The organism is Patulibacter sp. SYSU D01012, assembly GCF_017916475.1.
In the GTDB taxonomy this organism is placed as follows: domain Bacteria; phylum Actinomycetota; class Thermoleophilia; order Solirubrobacterales; family Solirubrobacteraceae; genus Patulibacter.
On sequence record NZ_JAFMTB010000001.1, the window covers coordinates 425,931 to 444,227 of the forward strand.

General features: G+C 76.4%; 19 protein-coding genes. 10 read left to right on the forward strand and 9 right to left on the reverse strand.

The genetic code is table 11. The features are described from left to right. Nucleotides 1-21: 21 nt before the first annotated feature. The gene (locus J3P29_RS01825; RefSeq protein WP_210491297.1) at nt 22-345 is read left to right on the forward strand and encodes a helix-turn-helix domain-containing protein; all 324 of its coding nucleotides are present in this window, start codon (nt 22-24) and stop codon (nt 343-345) included. A 90-nt stretch (nt 346-435) separates the two neighbouring features. Here J3P29_RS01825 and J3P29_RS01830 read toward each other — a convergent pair whose 3' ends face one another. The 3 genes from J3P29_RS01830 to J3P29_RS01840 all read right to left on the reverse strand — a co-directional run bounded on the left by J3P29_RS01830 (nt 436) and on the right by J3P29_RS01840 (nt 3,513). Continuing rightward, nucleotides 436-1,674: an aminotransferase class III-fold pyridoxal phosphate-dependent enzyme gene (locus J3P29_RS01830; RefSeq protein ID WP_210492964.1), complete on the reverse strand. Its 1,239-nt coding sequence runs from the start codon at nt 1,672-1,674 to the stop codon at nt 436-438. A 159-nt stretch (nt 1,675-1,833) separates the two neighbouring features. After that, nucleotides 1,834-2,397, reverse strand: a complete 564-nt coding sequence (locus J3P29_RS01835) for a dihydrofolate reductase family protein (protein WP_210491299.1) — start codon at nt 2,395-2,397, stop codon at nt 1,834-1,836. A 90-nt stretch (nt 2,398-2,487) separates the two neighbouring features. Next, the gene (locus J3P29_RS01840) at nt 2,488-3,513 is read right to left on the reverse strand and encodes an Lrp/AsnC family transcriptional regulator (RefSeq protein WP_210491300.1); all 1,026 of its coding nucleotides are present in this window, start codon (nt 3,511-3,513) and stop codon (nt 2,488-2,490) included. A 71-nt stretch (nt 3,514-3,584) separates the two neighbouring features. On the opposite strand from J3P29_RS01840, the gene J3P29_RS01845 reads away from it, so the two are divergent. After that, the gene (locus J3P29_RS01845) at nt 3,585-5,111 is read left to right on the forward strand and encodes an MFS transporter (RefSeq protein WP_210491301.1); all 1,527 of its coding nucleotides are present in this window, start codon (nt 3,585-3,587) and stop codon (nt 5,109-5,111) included. A 173-nt stretch (nt 5,112-5,284) separates the two neighbouring features. Continuing rightward, nucleotides 5,285-5,926: a hypothetical protein gene (locus J3P29_RS01850; RefSeq protein WP_210491302.1), complete on the forward strand. Its 642-nt coding sequence runs from the start codon at nt 5,285-5,287 to the stop codon at nt 5,924-5,926. On the opposite strand, the gene J3P29_RS01855 is transcribed toward J3P29_RS01850, so the two are convergent. After that, the gene (locus J3P29_RS01855) at nt 5,927-7,009 is read right to left on the reverse strand and encodes a citrate synthase 2 (RefSeq protein ID WP_210491303.1); all 1,083 of its coding nucleotides are present in this window, start codon (nt 7,007-7,009) and stop codon (nt 5,927-5,929) included. It lies immediately after the preceding gene. Then, complete coding sequence (locus J3P29_RS01860) at nt 7,006-7,662, reverse strand: CGNR zinc finger domain-containing protein (protein WP_210491304.1); 657 nt, start codon at nt 7,660-7,662, stop codon at nt 7,006-7,008. Before J3P29_RS01860 ends, J3P29_RS01855 begins: the two co-directional genes overlap by 4 nt. 106 nt (nt 7,663-7,768) lie before the next feature. Here J3P29_RS01860 and J3P29_RS01865 point away from each other — a divergent pair, with 106 nt between their 5' ends. The 4 genes from J3P29_RS01865 to J3P29_RS01880 all read left to right on the forward strand — a co-directional run bounded on the left by J3P29_RS01865 (nt 7,769) and on the right by J3P29_RS01880 (nt 10,611). Then, entirely contained in the window at nt 7,769-8,092 is a 324-nt protein-coding gene (locus J3P29_RS01865; RefSeq protein WP_210491305.1) for an SMR family transporter, read from the forward strand. Further along, nucleotides 8,092-8,634: a TetR family transcriptional regulator gene (locus J3P29_RS01870; RefSeq protein ID WP_210491306.1), complete on the forward strand. Its 543-nt coding sequence runs from the start codon at nt 8,092-8,094 to the stop codon at nt 8,632-8,634. Before J3P29_RS01865 ends, J3P29_RS01870 begins: the two co-directional genes overlap by 1 nt. A gap of 78 nt (nt 8,635-8,712) precedes the next feature. Next, entirely contained in the window at nt 8,713-9,087 is a 375-nt protein-coding gene (locus tag J3P29_RS01875) for a VOC family protein (RefSeq protein ID WP_210491308.1), read from the forward strand. A 60-nt stretch (nt 9,088-9,147) separates the two neighbouring features. Then, the gene (locus tag J3P29_RS01880; protein WP_210491309.1) at nt 9,148-10,611 is read left to right on the forward strand and encodes an amidase; all 1,464 of its coding nucleotides are present in this window, start codon (nt 9,148-9,150) and stop codon (nt 10,609-10,611) included. A gap of 3 nt (nt 10,612-10,614) precedes the next feature. On the opposite strand, the gene J3P29_RS01885 is transcribed toward J3P29_RS01880, so the two are convergent. Continuing rightward, a complete protein-coding gene (locus tag J3P29_RS01885) occupies nt 10,615-11,502 on the reverse strand; it encodes an NAD(P)H-binding protein (RefSeq protein ID WP_210491310.1) in 888 nt (295 codons plus the stop codon). Between the two features lie 167 nt (nt 11,503-11,669). Between J3P29_RS01885 and J3P29_RS01890 the strand changes: the two genes are divergently transcribed. Continuing rightward, nucleotides 11,670-11,933 carry a 4Fe-4S binding protein gene (locus J3P29_RS01890; protein ID WP_210491311.1) on the forward strand — a complete coding sequence of 88 codons (264 nt, stop codon included), beginning with the start codon at nt 11,670-11,672 and terminating at the stop codon, nt 11,931-11,933. Between the two features lie 103 nt (nt 11,934-12,036). Here the strand turns inward: J3P29_RS01890 and J3P29_RS01895 are convergent, their stop codons facing one another. After that, complete coding sequence (locus J3P29_RS01895; protein WP_210492966.1) at nt 12,037-12,510, reverse strand: carbonic anhydrase; 474 nt, start codon at nt 12,508-12,510, stop codon at nt 12,037-12,039. Between the two features lie 221 nt (nt 12,511-12,731). Here J3P29_RS01895 and J3P29_RS01900 point away from each other — a divergent pair, with 221 nt between their 5' ends. Together J3P29_RS01900 and J3P29_RS01905 are read left to right on the forward strand one after the other, a co-directional pair. Continuing rightward, complete coding sequence (locus tag J3P29_RS01900; protein WP_210491312.1) at nt 12,732-14,159, forward strand: hypothetical protein; 1,428 nt, start codon at nt 12,732-12,734, stop codon at nt 14,157-14,159. 170 nt (nt 14,160-14,329) lie between these two features. Next, nucleotides 14,330-15,301 (forward strand): PadR family transcriptional regulator, encoded by a 972-nt coding sequence (locus tag J3P29_RS01905; RefSeq protein ID WP_210491314.1) that lies wholly within the window; start codon nt 14,330-14,332, stop codon nt 15,299-15,301. 136 nt (nt 15,302-15,437) lie between these two features. Here J3P29_RS01905 and J3P29_RS01910 read toward each other — a convergent pair whose 3' ends face one another. Continuing rightward, the gene (locus J3P29_RS01910) at nt 15,438-16,580 is read right to left on the reverse strand and encodes an Mrp/NBP35 family ATP-binding protein (protein ID WP_210491315.1); all 1,143 of its coding nucleotides are present in this window, start codon (nt 16,578-16,580) and stop codon (nt 15,438-15,440) included. A gap of 210 nt (nt 16,581-16,790) precedes the next feature. Beyond that, nucleotides 16,791-18,119 (reverse strand): hypothetical protein, encoded by a 1,329-nt coding sequence (locus J3P29_RS01915; protein WP_210491316.1) that lies wholly within the window; start codon nt 18,117-18,119, stop codon nt 16,791-16,793. Between the last annotated feature and the right edge of the window lie 178 nt (nt 18,120-18,297).

An 18,297-nucleotide genomic window follows, 5' to 3' on the forward strand; every position in this document is an offset into this window, starting at 1 on the left:
GTTGGTCCGCAGCGTGAGCTCTTGGATCAGCTCCTCGACAAGTGGGGCCAGTTGATCCTGACGTTGCTGTGTGAGCGGCCGCGACGCTTCAACGAGCTCAAGCGCGACCTCGACGGGATCACGCAGAAGTCACTGGCGCAGGCACTGCGCCGCCTCGAACGCAACGGCCTCGTCGAACGTCACGTGCTGGAGCAGCGTCCCATCGCCGTGGAGTACCGCATCACACCGCTGGGGCGCACGCTCGACGAGCCGTTCTTGGCCCTGTTCGCTTGGACCGCCGATCACCTCGCCGAGGTGGAACAGCACAGGCGTGCGTACGACGAAGGCAGGGACCCGTCTCGATAGCCGAAGGCGTTCCGGGCGGTCGCTGATCCGCCCGTCCCGGAGCCCATCGCGATCGGTGGCGGGCGACGGACGCCGCCCGCCCCGCGCCGCTCAGGCGGCGGCGACCGCCTGCTCGACGCGCTCCAGGCCGTCGGCGAGCGCCTGGCCGATGCGGCGCACGTCGTCCTCGTCCACCGTCAGCGGCGGCGAGACCGCGACGCCGCGGCCCAGCGGGCGGACGAGCACGCCGGCCTCGCGGGCCGCGAGCTGCCAGCGGGTGACGGCGTCCGGCACGCGCTCCAGGACGTCGGCCGCCAGCTCGATGCCGGCGAGGAAGCCCGTGCCGCAGCGCACCTCGCCGACCAGCTCGTGGTCGCGGAGCGGGGCCAGGGCGTCCGCGAGCGGCTGCTCCAGCACGCGGCCGCGCTGGTAGGTGTCGTCGCGCGCGTACAGGTCGAGCGCCGCCAGGGCCGCCGCCGCCGCGGCCGGGTGGCCCGCGTAGGTCGCGCCGTGGCGCAGCACCGGCGCGCCGGGCGCGCCCGTGAAGAACGGCGCCGCGACCTCGCCGCGGACGAACAGGGCGCCGAGGGGCTGCACGCCGTTCGTGATGCCCTTCGCCGTGGTGATCATGTCGGGCACGACGTCCCAGCGGTCGATGCCCAGCCACGTGCCGACGCGGCCGAAGCCGACGATCACGCAGTCCGCGACGAACAGCACGCCGTGGCGGCGGCAGATCGCGTGGGTCTCCTCGATGTAGCCGGGCTCGGGCGGGTACACGCCGCCGGCGCCGATCACCGGCTCGCAGAAGAACGCGGCCACGCGCTCCGGGCCGACGCGCAGGATCTCGGCCTCGAGCGCCGCGGCGTCGTCGTGCGGCACGACCGAGGTGTCGGGCGCCTGTCCGCCGAAGTTCGTCGTGTTCGCCGGGATGCCGGCGATGGCGGTGCCGAAGCCGTGGGTGCCGTGGTAGCCGTGGGTGCGGCTGATCAGGTGCACGCGCTCGGGCTGGCCCTGGAGCGCGAACGACGCGCGGGCGATCTTCGCCGCGGAGTCGATCATGTCGCCGCCGCCGGAGCCGAAGAAGACCTTCGCGCCCGCCTCGGGGAACAGCGCGGCCAGGCGCTCGGCCAGCTCCATCGCCGGCCGGTTGGAGTAGTCGCCGAACGTGGAGTACGCGTCGAGCTTGCGCAGCTGCGCGCCGATCGCGTCGGCGATCTCCGCGCGGCCGTGGCCGAGGTTGGCGTACCAGAGGGCCGCGGTGCCGTCGAGGTAGGCGCGGCCGTCCTCGTCCCACACCGTGGCGCCCTCGGCGCGGTCGATGACGAACGGGGCGCCGGCCACGGCGCCCATGTCGGCGAAGGGATGCCAGAAGGCGGTGGTGCTCACGGACGGACCTCCGGGGTGGGGGACTGCGGCATCGCTCGAGCATGGCGGACCGCCGCGGCCGGCGGCAACGGGAGCGGCCACGAACCGCCTGTGCGTCCTACGGACGTCGCCCGCCGGCCACGGTCAGCGCACCACGCGATGGCGCAGGTACACGACGCCCTGGTCGAAGGCGCGGGTCTCGACGAGCTCGAGCTCGGTCTGGTGCGCGACCCGCGGGAAGTACGGCAGCCCGCCGCCCAGCAGGACGGGGTGGATCCGCACGCGGTACTCGTCGATCAGGCCCAGCTCCGCGGCCTGCGCCGCCAGCGTGGGACCGCCGATCGCGATGTCGCCCGCGTCCGGGGCGTCCCGCAGGCGCGCGATCTCCTCCGCCAGGGTGCCCTCGGCCAGGCGGGCGGCGCCGCGCACGGCCGCCAGCGTGCGCGAGAAGACGACCTTCGGCAGCGGGTTCCACAGCGCGACCCACTCGCGGTGCGCGGCGGACAGCGCGGGGTCCTCGGCGGCGTCCTCCCAGTACAGCATCGTCTCGTACAGGCGGCGGCCCATCAGCTGGACGCCGACGTCGCGCTGCCGCTCGATGTAGAAGCGGAACAGCTCGTCGCTGGGCGCGCCCCAGTCGATGCCGCCGTCGGGCCCGACGGCGAAGCCGTCGAGCGAGGAGCTCATGGAGTAGGTGACGCGGCGCATGCGGGGTCCTTGCGGGGGAGGGGTCGTGGGGAGGACCGTCGCGCGCCGCGGAACTCATCGCCGTCCGGGGCGTGCCGGACGGCCCGCCTCTCACAGCTCGAGCGCGAGGCGGTCGCCCTCCATCACGGCGCCGCGCTGCTTGACCAGGCGCATCGCCGGCACCGTCTCGACGCGCAGCAGCCCGGGCACCGGCCCCACCTGCTCCGTGAGGATCCGGTACAGGTCGCCGCGGTCGCGCGCCAGCAGCGTCGCGATCAGGTTGGTCGCGCCGCTCGTGGCGGCCACGAACGTCGTCTCGGGCACCGCCGCCAGCGCGTCGCCGGCGGCGGCCAGCGCCGCCGGCTCGGCGGTGCACCACAGGATGCCGGTCAGCCCGAAGCCGAGCACGGTCGTCGCCAGCTCGACGTCGGTGTAGACCGCGCCGTCGGCGAGCAGGGCGTCGAGGCGGCGCCGGACGCGGGCCTCCGTCCGGCCCGTCGCCGCCGCGAGCGCCGCGGTGCTCGTGCGGCCGTCCCGCGCCAGCTCGCGCAGCATGCCCTCGTCGTCCGGGCCGAGCGGGGACGACGACGGCACGTCCGGGTGGGGGCGCCGGCCCGCGGTTCCGGGGCCCAGCGCGGCGCGCTCGTCGTCCGTCAGGCCGTCGGGCAGGGCGTGCCACTCCGTCTCGGGCGCGTCGACGAAGGCGTGCAGGATCTCGGCCGAGCGCACGCCGGTCACGCGGCTGACGCGCGGCAGGCCCTCCAGCAGCAGCGCGTCGCGGTGCTCGGGCGTCGAGGCGTCCAGCGTGCACGTGACCTCGGTGGCGCCCGACGCGATCGTCACCCACGAGACGTCGGGCCGGGCCGAGAGCGCGCGGGCGACCGGCAGCGCACCGCGGGGATCGACGGCGATGCGCAGGAAGTGCCGCTCGCCGACGCGCCGGTGGTCGGGCACGACGAGGACGCGCAGCACCCCGGCGTCGCGCAGCCGGCGGTAGCGCCGGGCGACCGTCTGCTCCGAGCTGCCCAGCGCGGCGGCGATCGTCCGGAACGGCGCGCGTCCGTCGTGCAGGAGAGCGTGGATCAGCCGCCGGTCGAGGCGGTCCAGCGTGAGGGTTTCCGACGACGATTCCGGCATCGATGGCGGGATCCTACGCTCCGTGGGGTGAGACTTGGGTGAGCGAGGGGACCGCGCGCACGATCCTCGGCATGACCGCTCCTTCCTCCCCAGCACGCAGCTCGTGGCTGCCGCTGCTGGCCGTCTGCCTCGGCACCTTCATGCTGCTGCTGGACGTCACGATCGTCAACGTCGCCCTGCCCGACATGGCCGTCGACCTGGGCGCGTCGTTCGCCGGGCTCCAGTGGGTCGTCGACGTCTACGCCCTGGCGCTCGCGGCGCTGCTGCTTCTCGTCGGCTCGCTCTCCGACATCGTCGGCCGGCGCCGCTCCTACGTCGCGGGCCTCGCCGTCTTCGTCGCCGCCTCGTTCGTGTGCGGGATCGCGCCGAGCGAGGCCGTGCTGATCGCCGCGCGCGGCGTGCAGGGCATCGGCGCCGCCGGGATGTTCGCGACCACGATCGCCCTGCTCAACGCCACCTACGAGGGCCGCGCCCGCGGCACCGCCTTCGCCGCGTGGGGCGCCACGTCGGGCGCCGCCGCGGCCGCCGGGCCGATCGTCGGCGGCCTGCTCACCCAGGGCCTCTCCTGGCGCTGGATCTTCCTCGTCAACGTCCCGGTCGGGATCGCCACGATCCTGCTGGCGCGCCGCACGCTGCAGGAGTCCCGCCTGGCGGGACTCCGACGGCCCGACTGGCTCGGCGGCGCGGCCTTCACCCTCGGCGCCGCCGCGCTCACCTTCGCGCTGATCCGGGCGAACGACGAGGGCTGGACGTCGGCCGCCACGCTCGGCGTCCTGGCGCTCGCCGTCGTGTCGTTCGGCCTCTTCGTCCTCGTCGAGCGTCGCGTGGCGGAGCCGCTCTTCGACCTCCGCCTGCTGCGTCAGCCGACCTTCACCGGCATGGTCGTCGCCGCGTTCGCGCTCTCCGTCGCCGCGTTCGGCGGCCTGGTCTACATCTCGATCTGGCTGCAGACCGTGATCGGGCTCGAGCCGATCTCCGCGGGCCTGGTGACGCTGCCCCTGTCGGGTCTGGCGTTCGTCGTGGCCGCCAGCTCGGGCGGCGTGCTGCACCGCCTGTCGCCGCGGTGGGTCGTCGGCGGCGGCCTCGTCGTGATCGGTGCCGGCGACCTGGCCATGACGGGCCTGGACGCCGGCTCCGGCTGGGCCGCGCTGCTGCCCGGCATGGCGCTGATCGGCCTGGGGGTCGGGGCGATCAATCCGCTGCTGGTGTCCACCGCGATGACGGCGGTGCCGCAGGAGCGCGGCGGCATGGCGGCCGGCGCCGTCAACACGGCCCGGCAGCTGGGGCTGGCGCTCGGTATCGCGGTGCTGGGCAGCGTCTTCAGCTCGTCGATCGCCGACCGTCTGGCCGGACCGGACGACCTGGCGCACGCGGTCTCCAGCGGCGGGAGCGCCGGGGTGCTGGCGCAGGCGCCGCCGGCGTCGCGCGGCGCGCTCGACGCCGCGATCCACGCGGCCGGGGCCCACGGGCTCGGCTCGGCGCTGCTCGTCGCCGGTCTCGTCGGCGTCCTCGGCGGCGCGCTCGTGGCCCTGCTGGCCCGCCCGGTGCGGGCCGCCGAGCCGGCCCCCGCGGCGACGCCCCGGCACGCCGAGGCCTGAGGGCCGCGCCGGGGTCGCGGGGGCGTCCGCCCTCCGGGGCGATCGTCCCCGGGGCGGCCGGCGACCGCGCCCGGCCGGGTGGGAGGGGAGCGGCGGACGGCAGGCGGCCCGCCTCCCGAGCCTGGCGCGCCAGCCCTCTTGCCCGGTCGCCGCGGGTCCCCGAGGATGCGGCCATGTCCCCGTCCCCGGACCCGTTCTTCGTCGTCCCGCCGCGGAAGCCGCGCGGCGACTACGTGCCGCGCCAGTCGGCGCCGTGGGAACGTCCGCCGTTCGGCGACGTGCCCGGCGTGGTGCCCGTCGAGCTCGTGCTCGCGCAGAACGCCGACGTGGCGATCGCCGTCACGTCGATCGCGGCGTACCCGACGGGCCTGGCCCTGGACCTCGTCGCGATGAGCCGCCTGGACGAGCGGGGCGTCGGCATCCTGCGCTACCCCTCGGGCGAGATCGACGACACCCAGGACGTCGCGCTGCGCTTCGGCGTGGAGTACGCCGACGGACGGCGCGCGACCAGCCTCGACCCCTGGAACGGCGGCCGAGAGGCTGACGCCCCGGTGCTGCGGTCCAGCGGCGGCGGCGGGTCGGACCACCGCCGCTCCGAGGACTACTGGCTCTGGCCGCTCCCCGAGGCCGGCCACCTCGACCTGGTCGTCGAGTGGCCGGTCCACGGCATCCCGCTCACGCGCCGCACGGTCGACGGCGACGCGCTGCGGGCGGCCGCGGGGCGGGCGAGGCGGATCTTCTCCGCCGACCACCTGCCGCGCTGGGACGAGGCGCCGCCCGGCGAGGGCTGGGCGGCGTACGTCCCGGGCGTCTGACTACGCGACGTCGGCGACGGCGCGCGGGCCCTCGCCGACGTACTTCGCCGACGGGCGGATCAGGCGGCCCTCGCGCTTCTGCTCGAGGATGTGCGCGGACCAGCCGGCCACGCGCGCGCAGGTGAACATCGGCGTGAACAGCTGCGCCGGCACGTGCGCGCTGTCCAGGATGACGGCGGACCAGAACTCGACGTTCGTGGCGAGGACGCGGTCGGGCTTGCGCGCCTGCAGCTCCGCGAGCGCGGCCTTCTCGAGCGCCTCGGCGGCCTCGTAGCGCGCGGCGCCGATCTCCTTCGCCGTGCGGCGCAGCACGCGGGCGCGCGGATCCTCGGCCCGGTACACGCGGTGGCCGAAGCCCATCAGGCGCTCGCCGCGGTCCAGCGCGCCCTTCACCCACGCCTCGGCGTCGCCGGACTGCTCCACGCCGTCGAGCATCGCCAGCACGCGCGACGGCGCGCCGCCGTGCAGCGGGCCGGAGAGCGCGCCGACGGCGGAGGACAGCGCCGCCGCGGCGTCGGCACCGGTCGACGCGGTCACCCGGGCGGTGAACGTCGACGCGTTCATCCCGTGCTCGGCCGCCGAGATCCAGTACGCGTCGATCGCCTTCGCGTCGTTGGGATCCAGCTCGCCGCGCCAGCGGAGCAGGAAGCGCTCGGCGACCGTCTTGCCCTCGGCCACCTCGGCCTGCGGGACGGGCGGCTTGCCGCCGCCGCGGGCGGACTGCGCGACGAACGACAGCGCCATGACGGACGCGCGCGCCAGCTCGTCGCGGGCCTCCTCGTCCGTCGTGTCGATGAGCGGCTTGAAGCCCCACTCCGGCGCCAGCATCGCCAGGGCGGCCTGCACGTCGACGCGCGGGTCGCCCGAGCGCACCGTCAGCGGGTGCGGCTCGGCGAACGGCAGGCCGGGGTCGAAGCTGCCGTCGACCAGCAGGCCCCAGACCTTCTCGTACGGCACCGTGCCGACGAGGTCCTCGATGTCGACGCCGCGGTAGCGCAGGGCGCCGCCCTCCTTGTCGGGCTCGGCGATGGTCGTCGCGAACGCGACCACGCCCTCCAGGCCGGACTGCACCTCGGATGTCATCTCTCTGTCTCTCCTCTGTCGGACGGGGCCTGCCGCGCGCGGTGCCGGCGGGCCTTGGCGACGTTGCCACAGGACGCCATGGAGCACCAGCGCCGGCGGCCGGCGGGCGAACGGTCGTAGAAGCGGGCGGAGCAGGTGGCGCCCGCGCAGATGCGGACGCGCGCCCGGGCGGCGGGGCTGCCGAGCGCCTCGGCGGCGTCCAGCGCCAGCGCGGCGAGCGCGGCGCGCACCGGGTCGTCGGGGACCGTCCGAGCGAGCAGCGGCTGGCCGTCGGGCCCGGGCCGCAGCGTGGGGCGGGCGTCCGCGGCGGCCAGCCAGCCGTCGATCGTCGCGAGCGCGGCGGCGGGCGGGGCGACGCCCTCGACGGCCGCGACCACGCCCGCGTCGACGGCCTCGCGCAGGGCGCGGGCGTCGGCCAGCGCCGCGTGCCCCCGCGGGCCCCGCGGGGGTGTCGCGGCGGGATCGAGCAGGCCCGCGCGCCGCAGCCACGCCGCCAGGTCTCCCGGGGTGACGAGCGTCTCGACCCGGCGGCGCCAGCGCTCGCGGAAGGTGTTCACCAGGTCGATGCTCGGCCGGCCGCCGAGGAAGTACCAGTACGGCTCGCCGGTGGCGAGCGGCAGCTCCAGCGCTTCGGGCAGGTCGAGGTCCGGCATAACCAGCTGAACCGTATCAACGGGTTACGGGCCGGGCGAGCGGGCGGGGACGGAACAAGTGGTACGTTCTTCCAGGTAGTTTGGTCGACGGAGGAGGAGGTGGGTCGTGGGGTACGCGTTCCTGGCCGGCGCGATCGTCAGCGAGCTCGCGGCGACGCTCAGCCTGCGGGCGTCGGAGGGCTTCTCGAAGGCGCCCTTCGTCGTGGTGGTGGTGCTCGGGTACGTCGCGGCGTTCGCGCTGCTGTCGGCGGCGCTCCAGCGGGGCGTGCCGCTCAGCGTGGGCTACGGCATCTGGGCCGCGGCGGGCGTCGCGCTCGTGGCGCTCCTGTCGGTGCCGCTCTTCGGCGAGACGATCACGGCGGTGCAGGCGGCCGGCATGGTGCTCGTCATCGCGGGCGTCGCGGCGATCGAGCTCGGGGCCGCTCACTGATGGACGGCCGGCGCGCCCGGGGCGACGCGCGGCGCGCGCAGCTCGTCGACGCGACGCTGCGCGTGGTGGAGCGGGACGGCCTGGCCGGACTGACCCACCGGGCGGTGGCGGCCGAGGCGGGCGTGCCGCTCGCCTCGGCGAGCTACCACTTCGACGGCATCGCCGACCTGGCGCAGGCCGCGCTGCGCCGCGCGAACGACGACCTGGTGGCGGTCGTCGCCGCCGACCGCCGGCCCGCGTCGCCGCAGGGGCTGGCCCGGCTGCTGGCCGACGAGGTCGCACGGCACCACGGACGCCTGATCGCGGAGTACGAGCTGTACCTGCTCGCGGTCCGTCGGCCCACGCTGCGCGCCGAGGCCCTCGCCTGGCTCGACGTCGTGGCCGATCGCTACGCGCCGGAGCTCGACGAGAGGGCGCGGCGGGCGTTCCAGGCGCTGATCGAGGGCATCTGCCTGCACGCCCTGCTGCGCCCCGGGACGGCCGACGTCGACGAGATCGAGGCGACGCTGCGGGCCGGCTGGCCGGGTGGCGCGCGGCTCTGAGCGGCCGGCGGACCGCGCGCCGTCGACGCCGGGGAAAGCGGACGTCATGTGGCCGCATGCGTGCATAGCGTGCCGGCCATGCCTTCCATCACCCGCATCGACTTCGTCCCGCTCCCGACCCAGGACGTCGAGCGCGCCACCGCGTTCTACCGCGACGTCCTCGGCCTGGAGGAGTCGCCGCACACCGTCGGCAAGCCGTTCACCGAGTTCGACCTGGGCGACACGACGCTCGCGATCTGGGATCCGGCGAGCGCCGGCCGCGAGTTCCAGGCGAACACGAACGCGGTCGCGCTGCACACCGACGACGTCGCCGGTCTGCGCGAGGAGCTGGCCGCCAAGGGCGTCGCCTTCTTCGGCGACACGCTCGACACCGGCGTCTGCCACATGGCGTTCTTCGCCGATCCGGACGGCAACCCGCTCATGCTCCACGCGCGCTACGCCCCGCGCGACTGAGGGGTGCCGCGGCGCCCGGGCCGCACGGTCCCGGCGCCGGCCCGCGGTAGCGTCCGCCCCATGCCCGTCGACGCCGCCCTGCTCCGCCGTCCCGCGACGGAGCTCGCGGCGCTCATCCGTCGGGGCGAGCTCTCGGCCGTCGAGCTGACGCAGGCGGCGCTCGACCGCATCGCCGCGCTCGACGACCGCACGAACGCCGTCGTCGACGTCTGGGCCGACGACGCCCTCGCCGCCGCCGCGGCGGTGCGGCCGGGCGACCCGCGGCCGTTCGCGGGCGTGCCGACGGCCATCAAGAACAACCGCGCCGTCGCCGGTCGACGGCTGACGGTCGGCTCGTCGCTCACGGGCGAGCACGTGGCCCCGCGCGACCACGCGGTCGTCCGGCGGATCCGCGACGCCGGCTTCGTCCTGCTCGGCGCGACGAACCTGCCCGAGTGGGGCATCACCCCGGTGACCTGCCCGCGCCGCTTCGGTCCCACCCGCAACCCGTGGGACCTGGGACGCACCGCGGGCGGCTCGTCGGGCGGGGCGGCGGCCGCCGTCGCCGCCGGCATGCTGCCGGTCGCCCACGGCAACGACGGCGGCGGATCGATCCGCATCCCGGCCGCCTGCTGCGGGCTCGTCGGCCTGAAGCCCAGCCGCGGACGCGTGACGCTGGCGCCCGACCTGGGCTGGCACCTGCTCGTCGCCGACGGGATGCTCACCCGCACCGTGGGCGACGCCGCGGCGACGCTCGACGTCCTGGCGACGCCCGAGCCGGGCGACCTGGCGCCCCTGCCGCTGCCCGACGCGCCGTTCGCCGAGCACGCCCGGCACGGCGGCGAGGGCGGGCTGCGGGCGCTGCGGATCGGCGTCACCACGACTCCGGCGCTCGAGGGCGACCCGTCCCTGGCCGACGCCGAGGCCGCGGCCCGCGCCGCCGACCTGCTGGCCGGCCTGGGGCACCACGTGGAAGAGGTCGACCCGCCGTGGCACGTGCCGGGCCTGCTCGACCTGTTCGAGCGCTCCTTCGGCCCCGGGATCGCGACGTCCATGCGGGTGGCCGAGCTGCGGCACGGGCGCGCGCTGGCGCGCGGCGACGTGGAGGCGCTCTCGTGGGCGCTGTGGGAGCGCGCGAACGCCCTGAGCACCCCCGACTTCCTGCTCGCGGATGCCGAGCTGCAGGCGCTGGCCCGGACCGTCCTGGCGTGGGCGGCGCCGTACGACGCGCTGCTGACCCCCGCGCTCGCCACCGCCCCCGTCGGCGCGACCGCGCTGGACCCGGACGGCCCCGACCCGATGGCGGGCTTCGCGGCCGGCGGCCGCTTCACGCCCTACACGGCGATCGTCAACGTCACGGGGCAGCCGGCGATCGCGCTGCCGCTCTTCACGCGCCCGGCGGAGGACCCGGCCGCGGGCCTGCCGCTGGGGGTGCAGCTGATCGGACGACCGGGCGGCGAGGCGACGCTGCTGGCGCTCGCGGCGCAGATCGAGGCCGCCGCCCCGTGGGCCGCCCGCGTGGCGCCGCTGGCCCTGGAGCGCTGACCGTCAGCCGCCGAGCGCCTCGACGAGGCCGCGGGGCCGGATCCCCAGCGCCTCCAGGTCGGCGGTCCCGCGCCGGCCGGCGGTGTCGCAGCGCAGCACGGCGAGCTCCTCGCGGTCGGCGGCGCCCGGCCGCTCGAGCGCCGCGACCGCGGCGTTCAGCAGCCCCGGCGGCAGCGCGACGGTGCGCCGCCGGCGGGCGCCCACGACGTCGTGGATCGCCGGCACCAGCTCCTGCACCGCGAGCTGGCGCGGCCCCGCCGCCTCGTGGCGCGCCGGGCGGCCGACGGGCGGCGCGCCGCCCTCGAGCACCGCCAGCACCGCGTCGGCGACGTCGCCGACCGCGACGGGCCGCGACCGACCGGACGAGCCGGCGGGCACCGGCACGACGGGCAGCAGCGACAGCGCCTGCGCCCACGACGCCCACCGCTGCCCCCGCGCCAGGACCAGCGACGGCGCGACGACGGACACGGGCATGCCGCCCACCGCGCCGGCGTCCGTCACCACCCGCTCCGCGACGGCCTTCGCGCGGAGGAAGCGGCAGTCGGCCGCCTGTCCCGCGCCGAGCGCCGAGGCGAAGACGAAGTGCCCGACCCCGGCCTGCGCGGCGGCGTCCGCCAGCCGCCAGCTCGCCGTCGCGTTCAGCTCCTCGAGCTGCCCGATCGGCTGGTCGCGCAGCGGCCCCGCCAGATGGATCACCGCCTCGACGTCGCGGAACGCGCCGCCCGGCATCCGCGTGTCCGTCAGGTTCCACAGCGCGAGCTGCACGTCGACGCGGCGGGCGCCGAGCCGCGCCGGGTTGCGCACCAGGCACCGCACCCGGTGCCCGCGCTGCAGCAGGCGGTCGAGGACCCGTCGGCCCGTCGCGCCCGTCGCCCCGGTGAGGAGGATCATGCGCGAAGCCTACGGGCCGGCCGGTCGGAGGCGGGCCGGAAGGGCGCCCGAACGCCCGTGGGAATTAGGGATACCGACCGGATCCGCCGGGTCGGACGGCGGCCGCGCGGGGCGTTCCCGTCGTTATCCTTCGGCGGGAACCCGCCCCCGACCCGCGAGGACAGGCCATGGCCTACGTGATCGCCGAGCCCTGCATCGGCACCAAGGACAACTCCTGCACCGAGGTCTGCCCGGTCGACTGCATCCACCCGACGCCGGACGAGCCCGACTACGACAAGGTCGAGCAGCTCTACATCGATCCGGAGGAGTGCATCGACTGCGACGCGTGCGTCGAGGCGTGCCCCGTCGACGCGATCTTCGCCGAGGACCAGATCCCCGACGAGTGGTCCAAGTTCGTCGACGTTAACGTCAACTACTTCCAGAACGCCTGAGCGGGCGCGGCCGTCGCGGCCGCGCCCCGAGGCTCCTGCCGACGCGCCCCGGACCCCCGGGGCGCGTCGCGTTCCGGCCCGGCCCGGCCGGGCCGGGCGGGCGCTACAGCGTGACCTCGCGCAGCGCGCCGGAGTCGACCTCGAACACGAAGCCGCGCACGTCGTCCTTGTGCGGCAGGAACGGGCTGGCCAGCACGCGGCGCAGCGACTGGCGGACGTCCTCGTCCAGGTCGACGAACGACTCGGGCGACCACGCCGGCTTGTAGCCGGTCTCGGCGAGCAGCTCGTTGCGCAGCTCGTCGTCCGTGAACGTCTGCATGCCGCAGTTCGTGTGGTGGACGAGCACCACGGAGCGCGTGCCCAGCTTGCGCTGCGAGATGGCGAGCGAGCGGATGACGTCGTCGGTGACGATGCCGCCCGCGTTGCGGATCAGGTGCGAGTCGCCCGTCCGCAGGCCGAACATCTCGAACAGGTCCAGGCGGGCGTCCATGCAGGCGACCACGGCGACGTGGCGGACCGGGCTGGCGGAGTCGTACGGCTCGTACTTCTCCGGGAATCGGTTCGCGGCGTCCAGCATGTCCGGGATCGGCGACGGCGTCTCGTCGGTCACGACGGTGCTCCTCGGTCGGGGCTCGGGGGGAGGGGGTGGCGCGATCCTACGACGCCGCCGCGTACGGTGGCTTGCCGGCGGGAACGCGCCACCCGCGGTGGGGTTGGCACGGGCCGCGCCGTCCGGCAGACTCCCGCGCGACCCCGCCGTCCCGGCCGGGCGCGATCCCCCCGATCCGGAGCCTCCCCATGCTCGCCCTCCTCCGTCGCCGGCCATCACGCCGCGGCCGTTCCGTCGCGCTGGCGGCCCTGCTCGCCACCGGCGCCTGCGCGGTCGGCGCCGCCCCTGCCGGTGCCGCCATCGCGGACCATCCGCTGCCGACCCCGGACGCCGGGCTCTCCGACATCGCCTCCGGCGGCGGGGCGATCTGGTTCGCGGAGGAGAAGGGCAAGAAGCTCGGCCGGATCACGCCGGCGGGTGCCATCACCGAATGGGACGTGCCCGAGGACGGCGAGTACGGCCCCGAGCGGCTGACGGTCGCCGCCGACGGCAAGGTGTGGTTCCTGTCGGGCGCGGGCGACACGGTCGGGTACCTGGATCCGGCGGAGCCGACCCCGACCCCGCGCACCGTCGTCTTCGGGCGCAACCTCCGCGGCGACGACATCGCGGCGGCGCCCGACGGGTCGATCTGGATCACCGACAGCCTCGGCGACGGCATCTCGCGCGTCGTCCAGGGCCCGGCGGGTCCGCAGCTGCAGGAGACCGACGGCACGGGACCGGACTGCCAGTTCGGCGGCTTCCTCGCTGCCGGCCCGGACGGGCGCATGTGGTGCGCGAAGTCCCGGGGCGGCGATGCGCTGCAGCGCATCGAGCTCGACGGGCGGACGACGACGGCGTTCCCGCTGCCGAACGGGTTCGGCACGCAGGCCGTGGCCGCTGGTCCGGACGGCGCCGTCTGGTACGGGCGGTACCTGACCGCGACCTGGGTGACCCGGCCGAGCGACGGGGCCATCGGGCGCGTCGGCCTCGACGGTCAGGTGCGCGAGTGGCCTCTGGGCGACGTCGCTCCCGACAGCCTCACGGCCGGTCCGGACGGCGCCGTCTGGTTCGCCAACCGGGGGCGCGACAGCGCCATCGGCCGGATCACCGCGGCTGGTGACGTCCGGATCGGTCCGCTCGGTGTCCGCCGCGCGGACGATCTGACGTTCGGGCCCGATGGCGCGATCTGGTTCACCGACGTGAACGCGAACCGGATCACGCAGATCACGACCGACAGCGTCTTCCCCGTCCCCACGCCCGGGCCGACGCCCGCCCCGACGCCGACGCCCGCCCCGACGCAGCGGCCCGGAGTGAAGGGCACGAGGCTCCGGGTGGCGAAGGGGCGGGTGCCCGTGCGGATCACGTGCCCCGCCGGGCCCGCCCGGTGCCGTGGCACGGTGCGCCTGCGGACGGCCGCGAAGGTGCGAGTCCCGGGCCGGAAGCGGCGTGCGCGGGCGCTCCTGACCGCGAATGGCGCCTATGCCGTCCGCGCCGGCCGGGCCGCGACGGTCAAGGTCCGCCTGACCGCGACCGGTCGTCGCCTCCTGCGCGGCGGCTCCAGGAAGGTCGTGGTCGAGCTGACTCCGCGGGGCGCGACGAAGGCGGCCGTCGCCCGCCGCGCGCGCCTGCGCGGCTGAGCCTGCGGACGGGGCGCGACACCGCGCCCCGTCCGCTCCATCGTCCCGGCGCGCTGTAGCGCCGGGAGCCGCCCGCGGACGTCTTCGACGCCCGGCGCCGACGCACGTCTTGACGTCTGAGCAATCGCGATATATCGTGATGCAACACCGATACGACGAAAGGAGACGACATGCGTCGTCAGCATCAGCACCAGCAGCACCCCTTCTCCTCCGCGTTCGCGGGCGCCGCCGCCTCCGAGGGCGTCGGCTCCCGTGGCGGATTCGGGCCGGGCGACGGCTTCGATCCCCGTGAGGGCTTCGGTCCCGGCGAGGGCTTTGGTCCCGGCGAGGACTTCGGTCCCCGTGAGGGCTTCGGTCCCGGCGAGGGCTTCGGCCCGGGCGCGGGCGCGGGTCCGGGCTTCGGCCCCGGTCGCGGCCCGGTCGTCACGATGGGCCCGGACGGGCCCGGCGACTTCGGCCCGCCCGGCGGCCGGGGGCGCGGCCGCGGCGGGCGCGGCCGCGGGCCGGGCCGGCACGGCCACGGTCACGGCCGCGGGCCGGGCGGCCCGCCCGGCGGCCCCTGGGGCCGCCCGGGCGATCCCGAGCTGCCCGGCTTCCTGCCCGCCGGTCCGCGGGCCGGGCGCGGCGACGTTCGCGCCGGGGTCCTCGTCCTCCTGCTCGAGGGTCCGATGCACGGCTACCAGCTCATCTCGGAGCTGCGCGAGCGCTCCGGGGGCGCCTGGCGGCCGAGCCCCGGGTCGATCTACCCGACGCTCAAGCGCCTGGCCGCCGAGGGCCTGGTCACGAGCACCGAGGGCGAGGGCCGCGGCGGCCGCCGCGCCCACGCGCTGACCGACGAGGGCCGGGCCGAGGCCGAGCGCATCGCCGAGGAGGCGAACCCCTGGGACGCGATGGGCGGAGGCGAGGACGCCGACGCCGTCGAGCTGCGCGACCTGGTCGTCAGCGTCGTCGAGGCGGCCCGGCAGGTGGTCCGCGTCGCGACGCCCGCGCAGGCGGACGAGGCGAAGGCCGCGCTCGTCGAGGCCCGCCGCCGCCTGTACGGCATCCTCGCGGCCGAGCCGCAGCCGGCGGCCGAGCCGGCGGCCGCGCCCGCGGAGCCGCAGGACGATCCGGCCACGCCCGAGGGCGAGGAGCAGGCCTAGGGCGGCGGGGTCCGGGGCTGAACCAGGCTCCGGACCCCCGCCCGGAAACGACGACGGCCGCCCGGTGGGCGGCCGTCGTCGGCGTGGCAGTGGCGTCCCCACCGTTGCGCGAGCCTACGGCCCGCGCGCGACGCCGCTAGGCCATCGGCAGCGAGGCGCCCTTTGGCTCGTTCTGCATCACGGGGAGCGTCGGCAGCTCCTGCAGGATCGGCGGCAGCTCGGGCGTGGCGGCGATCAGGCCGCGGGCCACATCGCGGACGGCCTCGGCCGCCGCGTCGGCGACGCCGGCCGCCACGAGCGGCACGCCGGCGTCGGCCTGCTCGCGCAGCGCCATCGTCAGCGGCACGCGGCCGAACAGCGGCACCGACAGCTCGTCGGCCAGCTCCTGGCCGCCGCCCTCGCCGAAGATCTCGTAGCGCTGGCCGTCCGGCGTGGTGAAGCCGGACATGTTCTCGACGACGCCGAGGACGTCGAGCTGCACCTTCGTCGCCATCTCCGCGGCGCGGCGCGCGACCTTCTGCGCGGCCGGCTGCGGCGTCGTGACGAGCAGGAAGCGCGCCTGCGGCAGCAGCTGCGCCAGCGTCATCGAGACGTCGCCGGTGCCCGGGGGCAGGTCGATCAGCAGGTAGTCGAGCGCGCCCCAGTCGACGTCGTCGAGGAACTGGTTGAGCGCCTTGTGCAGCATCGGGCCGCGCCAGACGACGGCGCTGTCCTCGGGCACGAAGAAGCCGATCGACATGACCTTCACGCCCTGCGACTCCAGGGGGAGGATCTTGCGCTCGGCGGAGACCGGCGGGCGCTCGCCGCCCAGGCCGAACATCCGCGGGATGGAGTAGCCCCAGACGTCGGCGTCGAGCACGCCGACCGACTTGCCCTCGGCCGCCAGCGCGGCGGCCAGGTTGACGGTCAGGCTGGACTTGCCGACGCCGCCCTTGCCGGAGCCGACGCAGATGACGTTGGCGATCTGCGCGACCTTCTCGCCGGCGGGCATCGCGCCCTGGATGCCGAGCTTCTTCTGCAGCGCGGCCTTCTCCTCGGGGGAGAGCGTGTCGAACTCGACGCCGATCTCCTCCACGCCGAGGGCGCGGACGGCCTTGCGGACGGCCACGACGAAGTGGTTGCGCAGCGGGCAGCCGTTCGTCGTCAGTGAGATCGTCACGTCGACGCGGTCCTCGCCGATCGAGATGTCGCGGACCATCCCGAGCTCGACGACGTCCTTCTTCAGCTCGGGGTCGATCACCGCCTCGAGGGCCTGGAGGATCTCCTCGCGTGTGGGCATCCATCGATTGTGGCACGCGGACGCCGTCGGCCCCGGCGGTCGGGGGCCCACGGACGGGACGTGTGCGCGATGCCCCGCAGCCGGGCGGCGGCTCGGCCCGCCCGGCCGCCGGAACGACGACGGGCGCGGCGGCCGCACGGCCACCGCGCCCGGTCGGCGTCGGGACGGGACGGGGGCGCCCCGGAGCCTCCCACCCCGGAGCGTGCCGGCTCAGACGAGCGAGAGGACGCGCGAGCGCGCCTGGCCCGCGACCTCGGCGGCGCGCTCGCCGGCCTTGCTCACGCGGGTCTCGACCTCGCCGCGGAGCTTCGGCAGCTCCTCGCGCAGCTGGACCGGGCTGGGGATCTCGGCGATCGCGGCCTCGGCGCGCGTGCGGCTCTCGCGCAGCTGGCGGACCGCCTGCTCGCGGGTGCGCTGCACGTCGCGCTCGACGCCCTCGGCGACGGAGCGGCCGCGCTGCTCGAACGAGCCCAGACGCTGCTGCAGCCGCTCGCGGCGGGCGCCGACCTGCCCCAGGAACGTCTCGCGCCGGGTGCGCAGCTCCTGGCGGCCGGCCTCGAGCTGGGCCGCCGCGGCGTCGCGCGCCTCGAGCGCCGCGCCGACCGGGATCAGCACGACCTTCTCGCCGACGGTCTGCGCGCGCTGGCCGGCCTGCACGACCTGCGTGCCGACCTGGGCGGCCTGCGCCCGCGCGACCTCGCCGGCCTGGACCACCTGGCGCTGCGCGTCGCCGACGTTGCGCGGGGCGACGGCGAGCGCCTGACGGACGGTGTCGCGGGCGACGCGGCGCGCGAGCGCGACGCGCGAGCCGGCGGCCTGCGCGGCGGGGCTCGCCTCCGCCTCGCGCGCGGCGTCGGCGGCCGTGGCGCGGGTGCGGCCGGCGGCGGCCTTCGCGCGCGCCGACGTCTTGCGGGCCTCGTCGCGGGCCGTCTCGGCCCCGGCGGTCGCGGCCTGGGCGGCCGCCGTCTTCGCGGCGCCGGTGGCGCGCGCGGCGCGCGGCTTCGTGGCCTTCGCGGTCGTCTTGGCGCCGGACGTCGCGGTCTTCGCGGCGGCCTTCGTCTCGGCCGCGGCCGTCTTCGCGGCGCCCTCGGCCTTCGCGGCCGCCGTCGTGCGCTTGGCGGCGGGCTTCGCGGCCTTCGGCGCGGCGGCGCGCTTCGTCGCCGTGGCCTTCGACGTCGGGGTCGCCTTCGCCGTGCCGGTCGTCCGCTTGGCGGCGGTCGTCTTCGCGCCGGACGTCTTGGTGCCGGACGCCTTGGCGCCGGCGGCCTTCGGGGCGGCGGTCTTCGTGCCGGACGCCTTCGGCGCGGCGGCCTTCGCGGGGGACGCCGTCGCCGTCGAGGCGGTCTTCGCCGGGGTCGCCTTCGCGGCGGCGCCGGTCGCCGGTGTGGCGGCGGCCTTCGGGGCGCTCGGCGTCGTGGCCGGCTTGGCGGCGGCGCCCGTGGCGGCGGAGGTCTGGGTGGCGGCGGCCTTCGCGGCGGCGCCGGTCGTCGCGCGGTCCGTGCCCGCGGTGGTGGACGTGGTCTTCGGCGTGTCGGCCATGGTGCCTTCCGGACGAGGTACTTAGTTCTAAGTTCACCCCGAATGTAGCGGCGAACACTGACACCTACAAGCGGGCGGCATACCGGTTACACGCGAATCCGACCGGCGGTAGCCCGGGGGCGTGACGCCGAGCACGCCCGCGGGCTGCGCCCGTGCGCGTCACGGCCGCGGGTCCCAC

Excerpts from the sequence above, each read along its gene's own strand:
- J3P29_RS01830 (WP_210492964.1), bottom strand. The coding sequence starts at position 1,674 with ATGGGCGCCGTGGCCGGCGCCCCGTTCGTCATCGACCGCGCCGAGGGC.
- J3P29_RS01835 (WP_210491299.1), bottom strand. The coding sequence starts at position 2,397 with ATGCGCCGCGTCACCTACTCCATGAGCTCCTCGCTCGACGGCTTCGCC.
- J3P29_RS01840 (WP_210491300.1), bottom strand. The coding sequence starts at position 3,513 with ATGCCGGAATCGTCGTCGGAAACCCTCACGCTGGACCGCCTCGACCGG.
- J3P29_RS01845 (WP_210491301.1), top strand. The coding sequence starts at position 3,585 with ATGACCGCTCCTTCCTCCCCAGCACGCAGCTCGTGGCTGCCGCTGCTG.
- J3P29_RS01850 (WP_210491302.1), top strand. The coding sequence starts at position 5,285 with ATGTCCCCGTCCCCGGACCCGTTCTTCGTCGTCCCGCCGCGGAAGCCG.
- J3P29_RS01855 (WP_210491303.1), bottom strand. The coding sequence starts at position 7,009 with ATGACATCCGAGGTGCAGTCCGGCCTGGAGGGCGTGGTCGCGTTCGCG.
- J3P29_RS01860 (WP_210491304.1), bottom strand. The coding sequence starts at position 7,662 with ATGCCGGACCTCGACCTGCCCGAAGCGCTGGAGCTGCCGCTCGCCACC.
- J3P29_RS01870 (WP_210491306.1), top strand. The coding sequence starts at position 8,092 with ATGGACGGCCGGCGCGCCCGGGGCGACGCGCGGCGCGCGCAGCTCGTC.
- J3P29_RS01875 (WP_210491308.1), top strand. The coding sequence starts at position 8,713 with ATGCCTTCCATCACCCGCATCGACTTCGTCCCGCTCCCGACCCAGGAC.
- J3P29_RS01880 (WP_210491309.1), top strand. The coding sequence starts at position 9,148 with ATGCCCGTCGACGCCGCCCTGCTCCGCCGTCCCGCGACGGAGCTCGCG.
- J3P29_RS01885 (WP_210491310.1), bottom strand. The coding sequence starts at position 11,502 with ATGATCCTCCTCACCGGGGCGACGGGCGCGACGGGCCGACGGGTCCTC.
- J3P29_RS01890 (WP_210491311.1), top strand. The coding sequence starts at position 11,670 with ATGGCCTACGTGATCGCCGAGCCCTGCATCGGCACCAAGGACAACTCC.
- J3P29_RS01895 (WP_210492966.1), bottom strand. The coding sequence starts at position 12,510 with ATGCTGGACGCCGCGAACCGATTCCCGGAGAAGTACGAGCCGTACGAC.
- J3P29_RS01900 (WP_210491312.1), top strand. The coding sequence starts at position 12,732 with ATGCTCGCCCTCCTCCGTCGCCGGCCATCACGCCGCGGCCGTTCCGTC.
- J3P29_RS01905 (WP_210491314.1), top strand. The coding sequence starts at position 14,330 with ATGCGTCGTCAGCATCAGCACCAGCAGCACCCCTTCTCCTCCGCGTTC.
- J3P29_RS01910 (WP_210491315.1), bottom strand. The coding sequence starts at position 16,580 with ATGCCCACACGCGAGGAGATCCTCCAGGCCCTCGAGGCGGTGATCGAC.
- J3P29_RS01915 (WP_210491316.1), bottom strand. The coding sequence starts at position 18,119 with ATGGCCGACACGCCGAAGACCACGTCCACCACCGCGGGCACGGACCGC.